This is a genomic window from Cobetia sp. QF-1 (assembly GCF_002213105.1).
GTDB lineage: Bacteria > Pseudomonadota > Gammaproteobacteria > Pseudomonadales > Halomonadaceae > Cobetia > Cobetia crustatorum.
Genome location: NZ_NBVS01000008.1, coordinates 61,351 through 79,625, shown reverse-complemented (window position 1 = coordinate 79,625; position 18,275 = coordinate 61,351). Strand labels below are relative to the sequence as shown.

General features: G+C 54.7%; 18 protein-coding genes. 3 read left to right on the top strand and 15 right to left on the bottom strand.

Features of this window, described 5'->3' with window-relative positions; genetic code table 11:
* Positions 1-50: 50 nt before the first annotated feature.
* A complete protein-coding gene (gene mtnA / locus CFN46_RS14130; RefSeq protein WP_035160257.1) occupies positions 51-1,169 on the bottom strand; it encodes an S-methyl-5-thioribose-1-phosphate isomerase in 1,119 nt (372 codons plus the stop codon).
* 276 nt (positions 1,170-1,445) lie between these two features.
* Here mtnA and ubiG point away from each other — a divergent pair, with 276 nt between their 5' ends.
* Positions 1,446-2,162, top strand: coding sequence for a bifunctional 2-polyprenyl-6-hydroxyphenol methylase/3-demethylubiquinol 3-O-methyltransferase UbiG (gene ubiG, locus CFN46_RS14125; protein WP_024952920.1), 717 nt, complete (start codon positions 1,446-1,448; stop codon positions 2,160-2,162).
* Positions 2,159-2,845 carry an HAD-IA family hydrolase gene (locus CFN46_RS14120; RefSeq protein WP_024952919.1) on the top strand — a complete coding sequence of 229 codons (687 nt, stop codon included), beginning with the start codon at positions 2,159-2,161 and terminating at the stop codon, positions 2,843-2,845. The genes ubiG and CFN46_RS14120 overlap by 4 nt, the downstream gene beginning before the upstream one ends.
* Before the next feature lie 175 nt (positions 2,846-3,020).
* Here CFN46_RS14120 and CFN46_RS14115 read toward each other — a convergent pair whose 3' ends face one another.
* From CFN46_RS14115 to CFN46_RS14055, 13 genes are all read right to left on the bottom strand, one after another.
* Complete coding sequence (locus CFN46_RS14115) at positions 3,021-3,785, bottom strand: YciK family oxidoreductase (protein ID WP_024952918.1); 765 nt, start codon at positions 3,783-3,785, stop codon at positions 3,021-3,023.
* 164 nt (positions 3,786-3,949) lie between these two features.
* On the bottom strand, positions 3,950-4,711 hold the full coding sequence (gene ybgF / locus CFN46_RS14110) for a tol-pal system protein YbgF (protein WP_024952917.1): 762 nt from the start codon (positions 4,709-4,711) through the stop codon (positions 3,950-3,952).
* Between the two features lie 139 nt (positions 4,712-4,850).
* Entirely contained in the window at positions 4,851-5,360 is a 510-nt protein-coding gene (gene pal / locus CFN46_RS14105; RefSeq protein WP_024952916.1) for a peptidoglycan-associated lipoprotein Pal, read from the bottom strand.
* Between the two features lie 72 nt (positions 5,361-5,432).
* On the bottom strand, positions 5,433-6,725 hold the full coding sequence (tolB, locus tag CFN46_RS14100; RefSeq protein ID WP_024952915.1) for a Tol-Pal system beta propeller repeat protein TolB: 1,293 nt from the start codon (positions 6,723-6,725) through the stop codon (positions 5,433-5,435).
* Positions 6,722-7,951, bottom strand: a complete 1,230-nt coding sequence (gene tolA / locus CFN46_RS14095; RefSeq protein WP_024952914.1) for a cell envelope integrity protein TolA — start codon at positions 7,949-7,951, stop codon at positions 6,722-6,724. The genes tolB and tolA overlap by 4 nt, the downstream gene beginning before the upstream one ends.
* 3 nt (positions 7,952-7,954) lie before the next feature.
* On the bottom strand, positions 7,955-8,401 hold the full coding sequence (gene tolR, locus CFN46_RS14090) for a protein TolR (protein ID WP_024952913.1): 447 nt from the start codon (positions 8,399-8,401) through the stop codon (positions 7,955-7,957).
* Positions 8,402-8,414: 13 nt separating this feature from the next.
* On the bottom strand, positions 8,415-9,092 hold the full coding sequence (tolQ, locus tag CFN46_RS14085; RefSeq protein ID WP_035160274.1) for a protein TolQ: 678 nt from the start codon (positions 9,090-9,092) through the stop codon (positions 8,415-8,417).
* Between the two features lie 123 nt (positions 9,093-9,215).
* Complete coding sequence (gene ybgC / locus CFN46_RS14080) at positions 9,216-9,629, bottom strand: tol-pal system-associated acyl-CoA thioesterase (RefSeq protein WP_051511042.1); 414 nt, start codon at positions 9,627-9,629, stop codon at positions 9,216-9,218.
* A gap of 17 nt (positions 9,630-9,646) precedes the next feature.
* Positions 9,647-10,690 (bottom strand): Holliday junction branch migration DNA helicase RuvB, encoded by a 1,044-nt coding sequence (gene ruvB, locus CFN46_RS14075; protein ID WP_024952910.1) that lies wholly within the window; start codon positions 10,688-10,690, stop codon positions 9,647-9,649.
* Positions 10,691-10,892: 202 nt separating this feature from the next.
* On the bottom strand, positions 10,893-11,507 hold the full coding sequence (gene ruvA / locus CFN46_RS14070) for a Holliday junction branch migration protein RuvA (RefSeq protein WP_024952909.1): 615 nt from the start codon (positions 11,505-11,507) through the stop codon (positions 10,893-10,895).
* A gap of 303 nt (positions 11,508-11,810) precedes the next feature.
* Complete coding sequence (gene ruvC, locus CFN46_RS14065; RefSeq protein ID WP_024952908.1) at positions 11,811-12,389, bottom strand: crossover junction endodeoxyribonuclease RuvC; 579 nt, start codon at positions 12,387-12,389, stop codon at positions 11,811-11,813.
* 240 nt (positions 12,390-12,629) lie between these two features.
* A complete protein-coding gene (gene aspS, locus CFN46_RS14060; RefSeq protein ID WP_024952907.1) occupies positions 12,630-14,414 on the bottom strand; it encodes an aspartate--tRNA ligase in 1,785 nt (594 codons plus the stop codon).
* Positions 14,415-14,532: 118 nt separating this feature from the next.
* Positions 14,533-14,757 carry an FmdB family zinc ribbon protein gene (locus tag CFN46_RS14055; protein WP_024952906.1) on the bottom strand — a complete coding sequence of 75 codons (225 nt, stop codon included), beginning with the start codon at positions 14,755-14,757 and terminating at the stop codon, positions 14,533-14,535.
* A 314-nt stretch (positions 14,758-15,071) separates the two neighbouring features.
* On the opposite strand from CFN46_RS14055, the gene CFN46_RS14050 reads away from it, so the two are divergent.
* On the top strand, positions 15,072-16,127 hold the full coding sequence (locus CFN46_RS14050) for an NAD(P)-dependent oxidoreductase (RefSeq protein ID WP_088743848.1): 1,056 nt from the start codon (positions 15,072-15,074) through the stop codon (positions 16,125-16,127).
* A gap of 169 nt (positions 16,128-16,296) precedes the next feature.
* Here CFN46_RS14050 and CFN46_RS14045 read toward each other — a convergent pair whose 3' ends face one another.
* Positions 16,297-18,225 carry a hypothetical protein gene (locus CFN46_RS14045; protein WP_024952904.1) on the bottom strand — a complete coding sequence of 643 codons (1,929 nt, stop codon included), beginning with the start codon at positions 18,223-18,225 and terminating at the stop codon, positions 16,297-16,299.
* Positions 18,226-18,275: the final 50 nt, after the last annotated feature.

Sequence of the window (18,275 nt, the reverse complement as noted above, 5' to 3'; positions counted from 1 at the left end):
GCAAGTGCGAAATCCCTGCATATCAGCGTGTTAATGACATCTCGATTTTCTCAGCCGCGCATCGCACGGCCCAATAGCGCCCCAACACCGTCGCTATCTGGAGACTCCACAACGCCGTGCTCGGTCACGATAGCATCAATATAGTGATGCGGCGTGACGTCAAACACCGGATTGAAGACTTCAATTTCATCAGGGGCAATCTGGCGATTACCTGCCTGGCGGAGCTCACTGGCGTCACGCGTCTCGATGGGAATGTCATCGCCACTGGTCAGCGTGGCATCAAAGGTCGCCAAGGGGGCAACCACCATGACCTTGATACCATGCGCCCGCGCCTGCACTGCAAGCGAAAAGGTGCCTATCTTGTTGGCAGTGTCACCATTGGCAGCGATACGATCAGCACCAACGATCAACCAGCGCAGCCCCTGCGGTGACTGCACACCTTGCTGCATGATCAATGAGGCAGCACCCTCGACAGCCAGCCGAGCAGGAATCTTTTCCTGGACCAGCTCCCACGCCGTCAAGCGGGAGCCCTGCCACCAGGGTCGGGTCTCATTGACATGCACCCGCGTGATGAGCCCTTGAGCATATGCCGTACGGATGACGCCCAGAGCCGTCCCATGTCCCCCCGTGGCGAGCGCACCGGTATTGCAATGTGTCATCACCTCGCATTGTGTCACGCCATCCTCGAGGGAGGCAGCAATGACCTGCGCGCCAAATTCGGCCATACGCAGGTTATCTTCCAGGTCTTGCTCATGAATGCGTTTGGCCTCGCGCAGCAAGGCGTCATAAGGCGCCTTCGTACTCGAACCATGCGCCTTGATCACATCGCGCATACGCCCCAGTGCCCAAAACAGATTGACTGCCGTAGGACGCGAGGACGCAAGAACATCGCAAGCCGTGGCAAGACGTGTTTGCCAGTCATCAGCTTCACGTAGAGAGACCGAGGCTTCCAGCGCGACACCATATGCAGCCGCAATACCGATAGCCGGCGCGCCTCTCACCACCATGTCAGTGATCGCACATGCAACGCCCTGAGCATTTTCAAGCAAGACTTCCTGCGTTTCTCCGGGTAATAACCTCTGATCAAGCAATGCCAGCCTGACAATGTCACGTTCTAAAGCATTGGAACGTGCTTGCTGGCTAACCCAGCGGATCGGAATCAGGCTCATGACCACTCCCTGTTGATGCACATAATGATGGGAATGCACCGATATCATTCGTGACAGGTGCATAACGTCAACAACGCAAGTCACCGTTGCAACGAGTTTTTTCCCCATACCGCTGACCCGCGACGACTGGCGGATTAGAATGGAGGAATCGTGCCCGAGCGTAGCGCGCCTGTACAGGCCCAGCACGCTCACATGCAGCACTTCCGTGACGGTAAGGATCCGATGATGAGTCATAGCGACGCCAAGCAAGATGCCAATGCCACTACTCCGGATTACCTGGGTAATGTTGATGCCGGTGAGATTGCCAAGTTTTCCGCATTGGCTAGCCGCTGGTGGGACCGCGACAGTGAATTCAAACCGCTACACGACATCAACCCCCTCCGCGTCGACTATATCGACACTCATGCTGGCTTGGCCGGTAAACGAGTGATTGATGTGGGCTGCGGCGGCGGCATCCTGTCTGAAGCCATGGCGCACCGTGGTGCGCAGGTGACCGGGATTGACATGGGTGAGGCACCGCTATCGGTGGCACGTCTTCACCAACTGGAGTCCGGGGTCGAAGTGGATTATCGCCAGACAACAGCGGAAGCCGCCGCAGAAGAGATGGCCGGTCAGTTCGATATCGTGACTTGCCTGGAGATGCTCGAGCATGTGCCGGACCCATCATCGGTCATCGCTGCGTGTGCACGCCTGGTCAAGCCCGGCGGAAAGGTCTTCTTCTCGACCATCAACCGTAACCCCAAAGCCTATACCTTCGCCATTCTGGGCGCTGAGTATCTGCTGAAAATGCTGCCACGCGGTACACATGAATACAGCAAGTTCATTCGTCCGTCTGAGCTGGGTAACTGGGTGCGCAGTGCGGGACTCAAGATGGAAGGCAGCACCGGAATGACCTACAACCCGCTGACCAGGAAATATCGCCTCAATCCCCAAGATCTGTCGGTCAATTATCTGATGCACACGCGACGCCCAACTGTAGAAGAATTGGCATGAGCCTCCCCGCCGCACTGCCTCGCCCAGCAGCATTGATCTTTGATCTGGACGGTACTCTCGTCGATACCGCGCCAGATCTCGCACGTGCAACGAATGAGCTGCGCCAGCATCATGGGCTGCCACTACTCGACTATGACGTCATTCGTGCCGAAGTCTCTCACGGTGGGAGTGCTCTTGTGATGCTGGCGCTTGGCTTCGCACTTGAACATCCTCAGCACGCTGAAGAACGCACACGCCTGCTCGCGTTTTATGCCAATGATGTCGCCGCCGAAAGCGTGTTGTTTCCCGGCTACGATGTCCTTATCGCGGCATGTGAACGCGCTTCACTCCCTTGGGGCATCGTCACCAATAAACCACGCCAATTCGCAGCTCCTTTGATCGAAGCGCTACAGTTGACGCCAGGTTGCCTTCTTTGTGCCGATGACCTACCCGTCAAGAAGCCACACCCAGAACCTTTATGGGAGGCGGCGCGACGCTTGAACGCCGAAGCCACTGAATGCTGGTATCTCGGGGACCACGACCGTGACATGCAAGCTGCACGCGCTGCTGGCATGCTCGCAGTGGCAGTGCGCTATGGCTATGTTCGTATAGGAGATGATGTGGATGCTTGGCCTGCTGATGTCTGGTTTGACACCTCGGAAGAAGTGGTCAATGCAGCCCTGAGAGCTGCCGGACTACATTGAGTCATGAGCGGGTCAACGGTGTCCTCCCTATCATCGCCTAGTAGATTATCAGTCCGCTCGGTGACGTGCCCTTCTTGCTCTGCTTAACAAAAATGCGCCGCGGCAATTGCCGACGGCGCATTTCTATATCGAGGCTGAAAACTTGCAGCCATAGCTCAAGGAATATTGATGCGTCTTAAGCTTTAGGCGGTTGTGCATCAAACATTTCGCCAGTGTGCCCTCGGCTCTCGGGTCCGATCAACCACAAATAGGTCGGTATGATATCGGCAGGTGTCCGTAGTGTTTGCGGATCTTCCGCCGGAAACGCCGACTTTCGCATTGCCGTGCGTGTACCACCAGGATTGAGCGTATTGACGCGCACCTGACTGGTGTTTTCCAGCTCCTGAGCCAGTAATTGGGAAAACCCTTCTGTTGCAAACTTGGAGACGCTATAAGCCCCCCAGAAGGCGCGTCCTTTACGACCCACGCTCGAACTCGTCAGCACAACAGACGCATCACTAGAGGCCTTTAACAGAGGTAGCAGCGCCTGCACCATCCAGATGGGACCGTTGATATTGACCTGCATGACCTGCTCCCACAGGGCAGGATCATATTGCTCAAAGGGAGTGATCTTTCCCAGTAGACTAGCGTTATGCAGTATGCCATCGAGGCGTCCAAATTCCTTGTCCAGCGTTTCTGCCATCTGCTGATAATCTTTCAGCGTAGCGCCTTCGAAGTTAAGCGGATAAATGGCGGGTTGTGGGGCACCTAACGATTCGATGTCATCATAGACTTCTTCCAACTTGGCAATGGTTCTGCCCAGCAATATCACTGTGGCACCGTGGCGCGCATATTCAACTGCTGCTTCACGTCCGATGCCTGACCCTGCCCCCGTCACGAGAATGACACGCCCTTTCAGCAAATCTTCTGGCGCATGATAGTTGATCTTGCATTCTGCCATGGTGATATCCCGTCCTGGCCGCCCGCCTCGCGCACCACAAGGTCGCACAAGCAAGCGGATGTAGTGAATCATGACATGCGAGCACATGTCAGAACGCATAAAGCCCGTCTTGTTAGAATAACGGATTATTCTAACAAGACGGGCTTTATGGAATACATTCTGTCTTACGCACCAGAGGCGAGGAAGTCCTTGGCCATAGTACCGGCCTTGCTGTCCGGATACTGTTTTACCAGAGTCTGGAGCAACGTACGACTTTCCTGCGCTTTACCTTGGCGTGCCTTGACCAGGCCCAGCTTATACATCGCATCCGGCACCTTGCTGGATTGAGAGTACTCACTGATCACTGTATCGAAGGCTTGTGCAGAGGCATCCAGTTGATTCTTGGCAGAATACAACTCACCCAGCCAATAATGTGCATTAGCAGCGAGGTTGGAATCACCATGATCAACCACGAATGCTTCGAAGGCGACAATAGCACCATCAAAGTCCCTGGATTGAACCTTGGCAAACGCATTCTCATAATCTTTCTGAGCATCACCATTACTGGCTGCACTGCTGGCAGTACTCGCGCTACCACTGACCGCTGATGCGGCCTGTGCATCGACGACCTGACCGTTCTCACCGGCAGAATTTCCGCCAGAGACTCGCTGTTCAAGATCCAGATATCGTTGCTGCGACATCTCGGTCATCCGTTTGAACTGGTATTCCAATTCATCGACTCGACCACGAAGTCGTGCAATTTCCTGTGCCTGTTCATCAAGCTGGTTGAGAAGGGTCAGGGTGCCGCCACCACTCAAGCGAGTATTGGCCTGCTGATAGAGGGAGTTTGACTGTGCGGTAAGATCCTCGACCGCGGGTGCGGCCATAACGGATAACGGGAGCAACAAGGCTCCCGCACCGCACAACCATTTCAGGCTGTGTTTCATGCTGTCGGCTCCGCCGAATCATCATGGTATCGCGTGAGCAGGCCCGGGAATCAAGGCAACCTTTTCCCCCGGGCCTGCTCAACACAAGTTCCTAGCGTCTCCTGCCACATCTCAGATGTGGTCAGAGAGAGTGCAGAACTTAGTAGTCGAAGACCACACGACGGTTCTTGGCGTAGGAAGATTCGCCATGGCCCTGAACAGCCGGACGCTCTTCGCCGTAAGACACGATTTCGATCTGTGACGGAGAAACACCCTGGACAGTCAGGAAGCGTGCGACAGACTTGGCACGACGCTCGCCCAGACCCAGATTGTATTCACGAGTGCCGCGCTCATCAGCGTGACCTTCGAGAACAGCATTAGCGCTGGTGTTGGCTTTCAGATACTGAGCGTGACCCATCAGGACACTTTCGAATTCAGGACGGATGGTGTCCTTGTTGAATGCGAAGTAGATAGTGCGCACGTTAGGCATGGACGCGTCGCCCATCTGGTTGCCGCTAGTGTTGGCACCAGAGTTCATACCGGCAGTGTTTGCGCCGCTATTGGCAGAATCCATGTCGCCGTCCTGAGCGCCGCCGCTGCTGGAACAACCGGCCATGACGCTGAGGGACAGGGCAACCAACAGACCTTTTGCATACGGGGTGAACTGCATTGTAAAACTCCTTGCTCTAATGGGTACGAATGCCAAGCCTTTCTTTTAGTGGCTCGGGTGCATTCTAGTGGTTTAGTTCAGGTACGGCGACCACGCAGGTTCACGCACATCGCCTTGTGGTGACGGCAGGGAAAATTGAGCCCTTCCGTCTGCCGACACCTCGCCCAGGACCCCTCGGGTTCCTTGCTGAGTGGCATATATCACCATAGTACCATTCGGTGCAATACTTGGTGATTCATCCCACTGAGTTTCTGTCAGGGATGTCACCCGGCCGGTCTTCAGATCCTGCTTGGCAACCTGATAACCATTGCCTGAGCGGTTGATCATGAATAGGGTTTCTCCATCAGACGTCAGGCGTCCGCGAGAGTTGTAATTGCCAGTGAACGTCAGGCGTTCAGTGCCGCCGGACAGATCAAGACGGTAGATCTGTGGCGATCCTGCACGGTCAGACGTAAATACCATACCGCTACCATCTGGCAGCCAATCCGGCTCGGTATCGATGGCAGGGTTATTGGTCAAACGCTTGAATTGGCGACTGGCAATATCCATCACATAAATTTCTGGCTGGCCATCCTTCGAGAGTGCCATCGCAAGCTTGCGGCCATCAGGTGACCATGCAGGAGCACCATTGATGCCGCGGAAACCCGTCAGCTTGGCGCGACGTCCACTGCCGAGCTCTTGGACATAAATGGCAGGACGCTCAGACTCGAAACTCACATAAGCCAATTTTTTGCCATCAGGCGACCAGGCCGGAGACATGATCGGCTCATCAGAAGCAAGAATCTCTTGGCTATTATGACCATCCGAGTCGGCAACATACAACGCAAAGCGGATATTGTCACCTACTCCATTGGCGGTAATGTATGCGATTTTTGTAGAGAAAGCACCGCGAATCCCAGTAATTTCTTCAAAAACTTCATCACTAATGTAGTGACCACGCGCGCGCAATTCTCCATTGCTACCGGTGATGACTTCACCAAGCATACGCTTGTTGCCTAGCACATCCATCAACTCATACTGGATGCTATAGCCGCCGTTGCTAGCGGACTTAACCTGGCCAACCACTATATAGCTGGCGCCTAGACGCTTCCAGTCATTGACAAAGACATCCTGGGTCGTCCCGGGCAATGCCACAAGATTATCGCGCTTGATCGGTTCAAACTGGCCACTGCGCGCCAGGTCATCCGAGACAATGCGCGCCAAATCCTGAGGCAGACTCCCACCGGTCAGATTTTCGAACGGCACAATTGCAATCGGCGTAGCACTGTCATTGCCCTTGGTAATTTCAATGGTCAGGTCAGCCCTTGCCATACTGGTGACTACCAGCAGAGCGGCCGCCATCATCCATGTGGTCAATCGTCTCATCGGCCCAGGTCCTCTGGATTGAAGTACAGATCAAAGTTTCGGAACTTGCTTCTCGCTCCCGAAGGTAGCTGCTGCAACTCCGTAAACGGGGCGGCTTTTTGTACCGCTTGAATCGCTGAGCGATCAAAGACGGAATCACCACTACTCTTTTTTACCGCAGCCGAGACCAGCTCACCCGTCGGTAATAATGAAACCCGAAGAGTTACCGTCTTGCCAGGCGTAGTGCCCGACGGGCGGCTCCAGTTCTGGCCAACATATTTCTTGACCAGGTCTACAAAGCCATTGGCAGCCTGGGCTGCCTGCTTCGCGCCACTGATAGCATCACTTTCGTTATCGATAAGACTGTCGAGCGAACCTGCGGATGCCTGAGCTGCCTTTTCCGCTAATGCTTTTTTGCGCGCAGACTCTGCAGCTGATTTCTTACGCGACTCCTCAGCAGCCTTTTCCTTGGCAGCCTTCTCTTTCGCCGCTTTTTCAGCTGCGGCCTTGGCGGCTTTATCTTTCTCAGCCTTTTCCGCAGCGGCTTTTGCCTTGGCTGCCTTATCGGCATCTGTCTTCTTGGCTTCAGCGTCGGCCTTGGCTTTAGCAGCCTTATCAGCATTCGCTTTCTTGCGCGCCTCCTCAGCAGCCTTCTCCTTTTTGGCCTTTTCTTGCTCGGCCTTGGCTTTGGCAGCTTTCTCAGCGTCGGCTTTCTTCAGCGCCTCTTCCTTGGCCTGCTTTTCAGCTTCAGCCTTCTTGCGATCAAGTGCAATCGCCTTGGCTTCTTCAGCACGACGCGCGGCATCAGCCTTGGCCTGCGCAGCAGCTTCTGCTGCCGCCTTCTGCTCGGCTTTCAGCTGCTCAGCAGCCTCGGCCTGTGCCTCTGCTTTCTCCTGCTCGGCAGCCTTCTGTTGCTGTGCCTTTAACTCAGAAGCTTTTTCAAGAGCAGCACTCTTTTGTTGCTGTGCTGCCAGCTCAGCTTCCTTCGCCGCCTTTTCCTTGGCGCTTTGCTGCTCATTGGCCTTTTCTGCAGCATCACGCGCCTTGCTGGCCTTGGCCTGCTGAGCTTGGTTAGTCGTGGTTTCGGTACTGACCAGCGTGGCATTGACGATGGTATTACTGGTCTGTTCCGGCTCAGATTCTGGCCAACTTACCAAGGTCAGAATCAGGATCACCAGATGCAGGCCTACGGCCAGCACCACTGGTAGCCCTAACCCGACCCGTTGCTCGATTTCCGGCTGACTCATGCATCAGCCCTCATTCGGTGGTTCTGAAATCAGCCCGACATTGGGTACACCTGCGCCCTGAAGCGTACTCATCAGCCCCATGACATCTCCATAAGGTGCCGTTTTAGCACCCTTGACCAGCACCGGCGTCTTGGGCTTTTCAGCCACAATCGCCGCAACCTTGCTACCCAGTTCATCCAGTGCTACCGGAGAGCGCTTGTCTTCATCAGAACCCATGTCGATGTAGTAATTACCACTATCATCGAGTGAAACGATCAGTGGCGTGACATCATCCGGATTATCGATGGGCTTGGAGGTCACCTTGGGGAGTTCGACTTGAACGCCCTGCGTCATCATGGGGGCCGTGATCATGAAAATGACCAACAACACCAGCATGACGTCGATGAAGGGCACCACATTGATTTCTGAGGACAGCTTACGCTTGTGTCCTCTGCTATACGGTCCTTTCATTGCCTACCTCCTTTCAAGCGTCGTTGCTGCCACGGCTGTGCAGATTACGATGCAGAATGGAGTGGAGTTCTTCTGCGAAGTCCTCATAACGCCCCAATAGTTGATCAGCACGGCTGGCAAGACGGTTATAGAAGATGACTGCAGGAATCGCCGCGAACAGACCCATGGCAGTCGCCACCAGTGCCTCTGCAATCCAGGGTGCCACCGTGGTCAGTGTCGCTTGCTGAGCAGTACCCAGCGCCTGGAATGAGCCCATGATGCCCCATACCGTCCCGAACAGGCCCACATAAGGGCTAACAGAGCTGACTGTCGCCAGAAACGGCAAACTGATGTTAAGGCGCTCTTCCTCGCGTGACAGCGTGACACGCATGCTGCGCTGCACACCGTCCATCACGGCTTGTGCATCATCCGATTTTGGCTTGAGTCGGCTATATTCGCGGAAGCCGGCACGGAACACGCCCGCAGCACCGGGAGTCGCTTCTTCATCACTAGGCAATTCACGATAAAGGTGATTCAGATCAACGCCTGACCAGAAGCGTTTTTCGAACGCTGTATAAGCCTTCTTGGCGCGCGACAAGGCCATGCCACGTTGAAAAATCAGTACCCAGGAGGCAATGGAAGCCGCCAGCAGTATCACCATGACTACCTGAACCACCAGACTGGCGTTCACGAACAGCGAAATGATCGACATCGAATCTTCCACGGAATTCCCTCTTTACTTGGTTCAGTGAGTGCCACTGACTCTCAGTGACACCATTAAAAATGGGCTGAAATACTTATCTCGCACTAGCGAGTTCTGCATCTCTTGCTTTCTTCAGACCTCAAGTGCACTCAGCAATTCAACTGGCCAGCGACGCGGCCTGAAGGAGGCAGCATCAACACAGACAATCACTACCTCGGCTTCACACAATAACGTGCCTTCTCTGAGTGATTGCTGCTGAAAGGTCAAGCGCGCACCATGAAGCTCGCCGGCCAATGCGGTAACTGTCAGAAGGTCATCCAGATACGCCGGACGAAGATAACGACTTGTGACACTGTGCACTACCAACTGGATCCCTTTTTCAAGCAATGCTTGCTGAGAGAAACCACGCTCTCGCAACCATTCACTACGGGCACGCTCCATGAAGCGCAGATAGTTCACGTAATAGACGATGCCGCCAGCGTCAGTATCCTCGATATAGACACGCACAATGTGACGAAAACATGGAGCATCACTGATTAACGACATTTTCTCGTTCCTGGATGTCATGACGCATCACATCCGTCCTGAGACAGGCGCGACTGGTCTTCGCGAGGCGTGATACCAAAGTGCAGATAAGCAGAACGCGTGACAAGACGCCCACGCGCCGTGCGCATCATGAAGCCTTGCTGAATCAAATACGGCTCAAACACATCCTCGATTGTGTCACGCTCTTCGCCAATGGCGGCGGCGAGAGAGTCTACGCCTACCGGCCCACCATCAAATTTCTCTATCATGGCGAGCAGCAAGCGACGGTCCATGTTATCCAATCCGTGACTGTCGACATTGAGCATATTGAGCGCTTTATCGGCCACTTCAAGCGTCAAACGTCCGTCTGAACGCACCTCGGCGAAATCACGCACACGCCGAAGTAGACGATTAGCGATACGCGGAGTACCTCGTGATCTGCGGGCGATTTCAAGCGCACCGTCCATCTCGACTTCCATTCCCGATAGCTTGGCGCTCCGCGCCACTATGCTGGTCAGCGACTCGATATCGTAAAACTCAAGACGCTGAACGATGCCAAATCTGTCCCTCAACGGCGCCGTCAGCAAACCCGCGCGGGTGGTTGCACCCACTAGCGTGAATCGTGGCAGCTCCAGCTTTATCGAACGTGCAGCAGGGCCTTCACCAATCATGATATCAAGCTGATAATCCTCCATCGCGGGATACAGCACTTCCTCGACCGCCGGTGACAGACGATGAATTTCGTCGATGAAGAGAACATCACCTTCCTGAAGATTGGTCAGCATGGCAGCCAAGTCCCCTGCCCGCTCCAGCACTGGTCCTGATGTCGATTTGATATCGACATCCATCTCGCTCGCAATAATGTGCGCCAGCGTTGTCTTGCCAAGTCCGGGCGGTCCGAATACCAAGGTATGGTCCAGACTGTCGCCACGTTGACGGGCTGCGCTGATGAATATCTCCATCTGCTCACGCACCACCGGCTGTCCGATGTACTCACTCAACGTACGCGGGCGATTGGCACGGTCTACCCGTTCTTCCGGGTCATGCGTCGCTGCAGAGATCAGTCGGTCCGACTCCATCATGATACTTGCTCAACTCCTGATGCCCCATGTTGCATGTATGGGACAGTGACGAGAGACGGATGGCAGGGAGCGTGCAACGATCTTGCGCTTTAACGTCAGAGCGCGCACTTTCTATCCCACTTATCCGTCACTCCCTAGTCAATAAAACCAATCACATTGCCTGCTTTCTCAAAGCAAAACTATCAGCCACATAATATGAGGCCTAGCTGGCCATCTTGCGTGCCAGTGCAGCTTTGATCAGGGCTTCCGTAGAGGCACCTGATTCAAGCCCGGACAGCATCTTGGCTGCTTCAACGGGCTTGTATCCCAACGAGACAAGCGCGGCTTCGGCATCCGCCAGTGGGTGCGTGATCGGCGGCTGAGGCTGCGAAGCGCGCTCCATCTCATTGAGACCATCATCTGTCGACACGGTCCAATGTTTGAGACGGTCACGCATTTCAATGATCAGACGATCAGCCGTTTTCTTGCCGACACCCGGCAAGCGCGTCAGTGCACGGCTATCTTCGTCATGAACGCAACGAATGAAATCACCTTGCTCCATGCCAGAGAGAATGGCGAGCGCCAAACGCGGACCGACACCAGAAATCTTGATCAGCTCACGAAAGAGACGGCGCTCTGGCTCCTTGCCAAAGCCATACAGCAACTGAGCATCTTCACGCACCACAAGATGCGTGAAAAGCTGGCAGTCTTGACCTACCGGCGGCAGTCCCAACAAGGTATTCATCGATGCTTCAAGCTCATACCCCACACCGTGCACATCAAGCACCAGATGAGGAGGCTGCTTTTCAAGCAGTCGTCCGGTTAGACGTCCAATCATGTTTCAGTCAGTCCTTTTCTACAGTGATGTGTACTGGGCATATTTCCCAGCCCCCCTTCACTGCTCTGATGATGACATTGCGGGCAAGCCTACCAAAGATGAAGCGTCGGCGGCATGTCCGAGTGTTAAGACGATTTTGTCGCACGATCATGACAGTCAGCAGGAACACTCTCCTGACGCTTCATCATTATCGTATCAACAAGCGGCGCAATTCTCTGCGCACTATCACGGCAGCAGGCTTACAAGTGACTGAATAAATGGCATTTATTGAGCACAATATCGTATTTATACCTGATAGGCACATTACTTGTCTGGCTCGAATCCCCGCCAGCTACTACTACGTCGTATACGTGAGCCCTTGCGATTGCCAGTGGCACCCAGCCCTAACGTCTCTAGCTGAGCACTACTCGGCGTGAGACGACGACGGGCAAAGCAATGCGTCAGAGCAATCGCCAAGGCATCTGCAGCGTCTGCCTGCGGCGTGGCCGAGAGCTTCAGCGTATGTGTGACCATGTGCTGTACCTGTAGCTTGTCTGCCGCTCCAGAGCCGGTCACCGCTTGCTTTATCTGCCGCGGTCCGTATTCGGAGACAGGTAAACCATGATTGGCAGCACAGACAATGGCAGCCCCGCGTGCCTGACCTAGCTTGAGCGCAGAATCTGCATTCTTTGACATGAAGACCTGCTCGATGGCGAACTCGGCTGGACAGTGCAGAGCTATCACTTCGCTGATACCGGCGTAGATCTGCGCGAGGCGCTGATCAAGACTGACCTGCGACATCCGGATACATCCACTGTCCACATAGCGTGGTTGCGCTGCCGACACGTCCAGCACGCCATAACCGGTCAAACGCGAGCCAGGGTCAATTCCAAGAATGATCATGCGACGCTCTCGTCAGTCGAAGTCACTAAAATCTCCTGCAGTTGCTCATAACATCTTCCCAACAACTGTTCATATAACCAGCCACCATGCCATAAAAAAGGCGGTGCAACACCGTTATCCCAGCATTCTCTGCCAGGGCTCAGTATCACACCGCCTATGGGCTTTGAACCCAACGGTATCGCGGACGACCACACTACCCTTGGACTTGCCCGCGATATCGTATGACAGACCTGCTAGATATCAGGCCTGGCCTTCTTCTTCTACCTTCGCTTTCTGACGCAGGCGGATGTTCAACTCCTTGAGCTGCTCACCGCTGACTTCACCCGGTGCGTCAGTCATCATGCAGCCGGCGCTCTGGGTTTTCGGGAAGGCAATCACTTCACGAATGGTCTTCGCGCCAGTCATCAGCATTACCAGACGGTCGAGACCAAAGGCCAGACCACCATGGGGCGGCGCGCCAAACTTCAGGGCGTCGAGCAGGAAGCCGAATTTCTCTTCCGCTTCTTCTTCGCCGATACCCAATACTTCGAACACGGTACGCTGCATGGCTTGGTCGTGAATACGGATGGAGCCGCCACCCAATTCGGTGCCGTTGATGACCATGTCGTAAGCGCGTGACAGTGCAGTTTCCGGATTTGCCTTGAGCTCTTCCGGGCTGCAGGACGGCGCCGTGAACGGGTGATGCAGCGCGCTCAGGCGGCCGTTGGCATCGGCTTCAAACATCGGGAAATCAATGACCCACAGCGGCGCCCACTCACAGGTATACAGGTTGAGATCTTCACCCAGCTTGACGCGCAGCGCGCCGATCGCTTCGGCAACGATATTGGACTTGTCAGCACCGAAGAACACGATGTCGCCATCGACGGCGCCACAGCGGTCCAGCACTTCATCAACCACGTCTTCCATGAACTTGACGATCGGCGATTGCAGCCCCTCGATGCCCTTGGCGCGCTCATTGACCTTGATCCATGCCAGACCCTTGGCGCCATAAATACCAACGAACTTGGTGTAGGCATCGATTTCCTTGCGCGACAGGCTAGCACCGCCCGGAACACGCAGCGCCGCGACGCGGCCCTTGTCATCCTTGGCCGGACCGGAGAAGACCTTGAAGTCCACACTGCTCATCAGGTCATCGACATCGACCAGTTCCAGCGGAATACGCAGGTCCGGCTTGTCAGAACCGAAGCGCTGAATGGCTTCAGAGTACGGCATGGTCGGGAACTTGCCGAAATCGACACCCAGCACTTCCTTGTAGAGGCCACTGATCATGGTCTCGGTCATGCCCATGATGTCCTGCTCGTCGACAAAGCTGGCTTCAAGGTCAATCTGGGTGAATTCCGGCTGACGATCGGCACGCAGATCTTCATCACGGAAGCACTTGGCAATCTGGTAGTAACGGTCAACGCCCGCGACCATCAATAGCTGCTTGAACAGCTGAGGAGACTGCGGCAGTGCAAAGAAGTTGCCGGCATAGGTGCGGCTCGGCACCAGATAGTCACGTGCACCTTCTGGCGTAGCGCGCGTCAGGATCGGCGTCTCGATATCGAGGAAGCCAAGTGCTTCAAGCTGGGCACGCACACTGTGGGTAATGCGTGAACGCAGACGCAACTTCTCAATCATGTCGGGACGACGCAGATCGATGTAGCGATACTTGAGGCGAACTTCCTCACCGACCTTGTTGTGGTCGTCAAGCTGGAACGGTGGAGTCTGTGCAGTGTTGAGCACCTCAACATCCTTGGCCAGCACCTCGATCATGCCTGTCGGCATATTCGGGTTCTGGGTACCTTCCGGCCGCATACGGATACGGCCCTTGATACGCAGAACATACTCGCTACGCACTTTGTCGGCAGTGGCGAAGGCATCGACGGTATCAGGATCGACAACGATCTGGGCGATACCATCACGGTCGCGCATATCGAGGAAGATGACGCCACCGTGATCGCGACGGCGGTGCACCCACCCGCACAGAGTGACATCCTGATCGATCAGGGTCTCGTTCAGTTTGCCGCAATAGTGGCTGCGCATGTTGTTTCCTTGTTGCTCAAATTCGTGATCGATACGCGCACTGCGTACCTGTCTCAGTGGCCGTTGGTAATGACGTCTGTGATAACTGATTTCCATCACTGACTTTCAGAAAGTGCTGTCACGAAGCGCTGTCATTACCACCGGCCAGATTCTTCTTGTTGCCGGACTTGAAATCCGTCTCGTACCAGCCACTTCCCGCGAGACGGAAGCCGGCGGCAGAAATCAGCTTCTCAAGCTGATCTGCCTTGCATTCCGGACACTCCGTCAGCGGCGCAGCGCTGATTTTCTGCAACTTGTCCATCCGATGGCCACAGGCCTTACAGTGGTATTCATAGATCGGCATGGTTTTTCTTTCCTGACAATACTGGGCGAAAACTGCAGGGGCAGCTCACACACCATGACAAAGTTATGCCTTGCGGCGTACCTTAAGCTTGAGTGCGCCGCGAATGCCCCAATGTCGCAACATTCACGGGCGATGCCTCTAGCACACGTACATAAGGCCAGTTGAGCGGCTTTCAAGTCAAAGCGAAAGGGGCACATTATAGCGTGCTCGGCCCCGTGCGGGGCAACACCCTCAGACAATCCCTCACAAGGCATTGTCTGCTAGGTCTCATTGCCGACTCTATCCTGCAACCTCACCTAGTCACGAGGAACAAGATGTCTGATCAAAATCGCACTTCTCAGGTAGATTCCACTCCGTCCTCCAGCCTGACTTCTCCTCTCCCGCAAGCGGTAATGCTCGATGCAGCCTCACTGGGTGATGGCATGGACTTCAGCCAGTTGCAGGCAGGCGTGAATGGGCTGATCTGCCATGAAGCAACTCAGCCCGATGAAGTGGTTGAACGTCTGACAGGCGTACCTATCGTGTTGGTGAACAAGGTACGCCTGGAAGCACATCATCTTACGCAGTTACCCGAGCTTGAATTGATCGCTGTCATGGCGACAGGCACCAACAATGTGGATATCGCTGCCGCTGAGGCGCAGGGAATTCGTGTGATGAACGTCAATGCCTACGGCACAGCATCCGTGGCCCAGCACACATGGATGCTGTTGCTGGCACTGGCGGGGCGCTTAGCCAGCTATCAGACAGATGTCGCGGAAGGTGACTGGCAACGTAGCGCCACGTTCTGCCTGATGCACCGCCCAGTCATCCAGTTGGCTGGCAAACACCTGGTCATCGTCGGCAAGGGCGAGCTTGGCAGTGCTGTCGGCAAGCTGGGTGAGGCCTTCGGCATGCGCGTGACCTTTGCCGCTCGCCCGGGTAGTGAGCCGACAGCCGAGCGGCCCAGCGTTGCAAGTTTATTACCCGAGGCAGATGCTATCAGCTTGCATTGCCCGTTGACGCCAGAAACCCGGCACCTGATTGATGAAACGGCGTTGTCGCAACTGAAGCCCGGTGCATTACTGGTCAACTGTGCTCGTGGTGGCATCATTGACGAGTCAGCAGCCCTTGAAGCACTGAAATCTGGTCGACTGGGGGGGCTTGCAGTGGATAGCCTGCCGGTAGAACCCCCCAAGGAAGGCCATGAGTTGCTGTCAGCGCTTGCAGACATGCGTCGCGATCAGAGCAAGGCGCTGAATTTGATCGTTACACCACACAACGCATGGATCAGCCAGGAAGCCCGTCAGAACATGCTGAATCTGAGCCTGGCCAACATTGGCACCTATTTGCGTAACAAGGCGTCTGGCGAGAACCTGAAGCAAGGAAAGTGAGTGGTCTGAATCAGGTAATAACGCATAGAGAGTAAGGCCGGCCAGAAGGATAGTTGTTGGAACGTCGACAGCAAGCACGACTCACATTCACATGTGTTGAGTCGTGCCCCACCCAAATACTGGGCCATGTCGGAAAGTGCACTGTTCTGATATTACGTCTAGCACATCTCTACGAGGACACCGGCCGTAGCCGAACACTCTGATCAATAAGAATATGCATGCCTGCCGCCTTGAGCGGGCGCCTCTCGGCATCCCATGATACTACGCGCCCTCGAGAGCTAAGCAGTACCCAGCACGTCTGATCCTCTTCGACTTCTTCCTCGAACGAAAGTGCTGGCTCTTCTGCGGGCAATGCGACTTCGACGTTGTCTGCCTCATCACTGATCGAGGCGCTATTAGCCACCCCCATATCTTCAATATGCTGCAGATCTTCCTCCCTCGGGGCGCGCATTCGATACTGACATTCAAAACTTTCGCCAAAAGTAGTGAAAACCTTATAACGCAGCATATGCACCCCTTCAAGATCTTCAGGGTGTATCAAACGATCAAAATCGATCTCACGCATGACCAAAGGTTCATGACCACTGGCACCCAACATCTTCCAGAGATTCGGATGGATACGAATGATGCGCTCGGGAATATCCATCTCCCACAGGCTGTCGCCACTGGCTTCCAAGGAATCCAGCAAACGTCTTTCACTAGCCTGCAATTCCTTTTGCGTGTGTCGCAAGCGCCGATACATCTCTTCCGCAGTGCTATTGGCTTCATCGAGCTCGACAAGGCCACTGGCACCCGCTGACTCGACCTCTGCCCCTAGGCCGATGCGATGTAGGCGATCACACAACTCTGCCAGCGGCACTGAGAGCCGACGGCTGATGTGGTGAGTACGCCAACTCATCAGAATAAAAAAACTAAAATAGAACAGGATCAGTCCACCGACCAATGCCATACCAACCAACTGGAAGTTACGCCCAATTTCGGCAGTACGCGAAAACACGGCATCTTCTGCCACCATGCTAAGCATGATCCAGTTATTGCTCTCCAAATGTTCCCACGCCACTTTATAGGGCGCGCCTTCCACCAGGACACTGCTTGAGCCACGCCGCTGTGTCAGAATTTCCGTCGCAAGATTCGCGAAGACGACATGCTGCTCCAACTCCAGCTGCGCGGGACGAATAACATCCTCTTCCAGTACCCCTTGAACATCGGGCCGTTCAATTGGCATCAACGACAGCAGGCTTTCGCCTCGCTGAGGTACTGCCAATGAACGCCCATGTTGATCAAACAGCATGGCGAAGCCGCTCCAGGGCAATTCCATCGCGAGTATCTGATTGACGATGACATCCAACGTCATGTCGACACCCGCGACACCGAGGAAGTGATCATCGACATAAAAGGGGGTCACGGCCGATGTCATCCAGCCATTCCCGGCCGGATCTTCATAGACATCAGTCCAGATGGTCCTGCGGGCAGCATTCTCATCAGGTGCAGCACGATAGAAAAAAGAGAAATTGCGACAATCGTGATTGGGCGGCACGAGTTCGGCCAGGTTCACATAGGGATAGATCCGCACATAACAATCGGCCAAGGTCGTGAACGTCTGCACGACTGAAGAATGCGAGGACACGATATTGCGCATGATGGGATCAATGCCCGTCATTCTTAGTGCCAGCGGAATATCCTGAGTTGACTGTGGCAAGCGCGGATAATAACCGCTGGCCTGGTTACCATTATTGCCTTGTGTCGCCCATACCCCATTGGCGCGTGCGGCGTGACGTGCCAACTCAGCAGGCGCGATGACAACATCCATATCGACTGCAATATCGCTTGCCTGTGAGGCCATGCTGCTGGATAGATTCTGAACATGCTCCAACTGACGATCAAGCGATCCGGCCTCTCGTAATACCGCCAGATTGAGTTCGCTACTGGACTGCGCCTGTAGATAGCTGAGGTTGGCATCGCGAATTTCATCATTCGACAGAAAATACACCCCGACCAGCGCCATCTCTACCAGAAATAACGGGATCATGGTACTGGTAAAGAGCGCACGCCAAACCCACTTCTTGATTGTAATAGTGGAACGTGTCGGTGCCTGCATGGGCCAATATCCTGAGTCCTGCTGCGATAGAAAGAGTATGCGCTTTCCCT

Bases quoted from the DNA above. Each gene is read 5' to 3' on its own strand.
- mtnA (WP_035160257.1), bottom strand. From the start codon at position 1,169: ATGAGCCTGATTCCGATCCGCTGGGTTAGCCAGCAAGCACGTTCCAAT.
- tolQ (WP_035160274.1), bottom strand. From the start codon at position 9,092: ATGTCGATCATTTCGCTGTTCGTGAACGCCAGTCTGGTGGTTCAGGTA.
- aspS (WP_024952907.1), bottom strand. From the start codon at position 14,414: ATGCGCAGCCACTATTGCGGCAAACTGAACGAGACCCTGATCGATCAG.
- pal (WP_024952916.1), bottom strand. From the start codon at position 5,360: ATGCAGTTCACCCCGTATGCAAAAGGTCTGTTGGTTGCCCTGTCCCTC.
- ybgF (WP_024952917.1), bottom strand. From the start codon at position 4,711: ATGAAACACAGCCTGAAATGGTTGTGCGGTGCGGGAGCCTTGTTGCTC.
- CFN46_RS14115 (WP_024952918.1), bottom strand. From the start codon at position 3,785: ATGGCAGAATGCAAGATCAACTATCATGCGCCAGAAGATTTGCTGAAA.
- CFN46_RS14050 (WP_088743848.1), top strand. From the start codon at position 15,072: ATGTCTGATCAAAATCGCACTTCTCAGGTAGATTCCACTCCGTCCTCC.
- tolR (WP_024952913.1), bottom strand. From the start codon at position 8,401: ATGAAAGGACCGTATAGCAGAGGACACAAGCGTAAGCTGTCCTCAGAA.
- CFN46_RS14045 (WP_024952904.1), bottom strand. From the start codon at position 18,225: ATGCAGGCACCGACACGTTCCACTATTACAATCAAGAAGTGGGTTTGG.
- ruvC (WP_024952908.1), bottom strand. From the start codon at position 12,389: ATGATCATTCTTGGAATTGACCCTGGCTCGCGTTTGACCGGTTATGGC.
- ybgC (WP_051511042.1), bottom strand. From the start codon at position 9,629: ATGTCGTTAATCAGTGATGCTCCATGTTTTCGTCACATTGTGCGTGTC.
- tolA (WP_024952914.1), bottom strand. From the start codon at position 7,951: ATGAGTCAGCCGGAAATCGAGCAACGGGTCGGGTTAGGGCTACCAGTG.
- CFN46_RS14055 (WP_024952906.1), bottom strand. From the start codon at position 14,757: ATGCCGATCTATGAATACCACTGTAAGGCCTGTGGCCATCGGATGGAC.
- ruvB (WP_024952910.1), bottom strand. From the start codon at position 10,690: ATGATGGAGTCGGACCGACTGATCTCTGCAGCGACGCATGACCCGGAA.
- CFN46_RS14120 (WP_024952919.1), top strand. From the start codon at position 2,159: ATGAGCCTCCCCGCCGCACTGCCTCGCCCAGCAGCATTGATCTTTGAT.
- ruvA (WP_024952909.1), bottom strand. From the start codon at position 11,507: ATGATTGGACGTCTAACCGGACGACTGCTTGAAAAGCAGCCTCCTCAT.
- tolB (WP_024952915.1), bottom strand. From the start codon at position 6,725: ATGAGACGATTGACCACATGGATGATGGCGGCCGCTCTGCTGGTAGTC.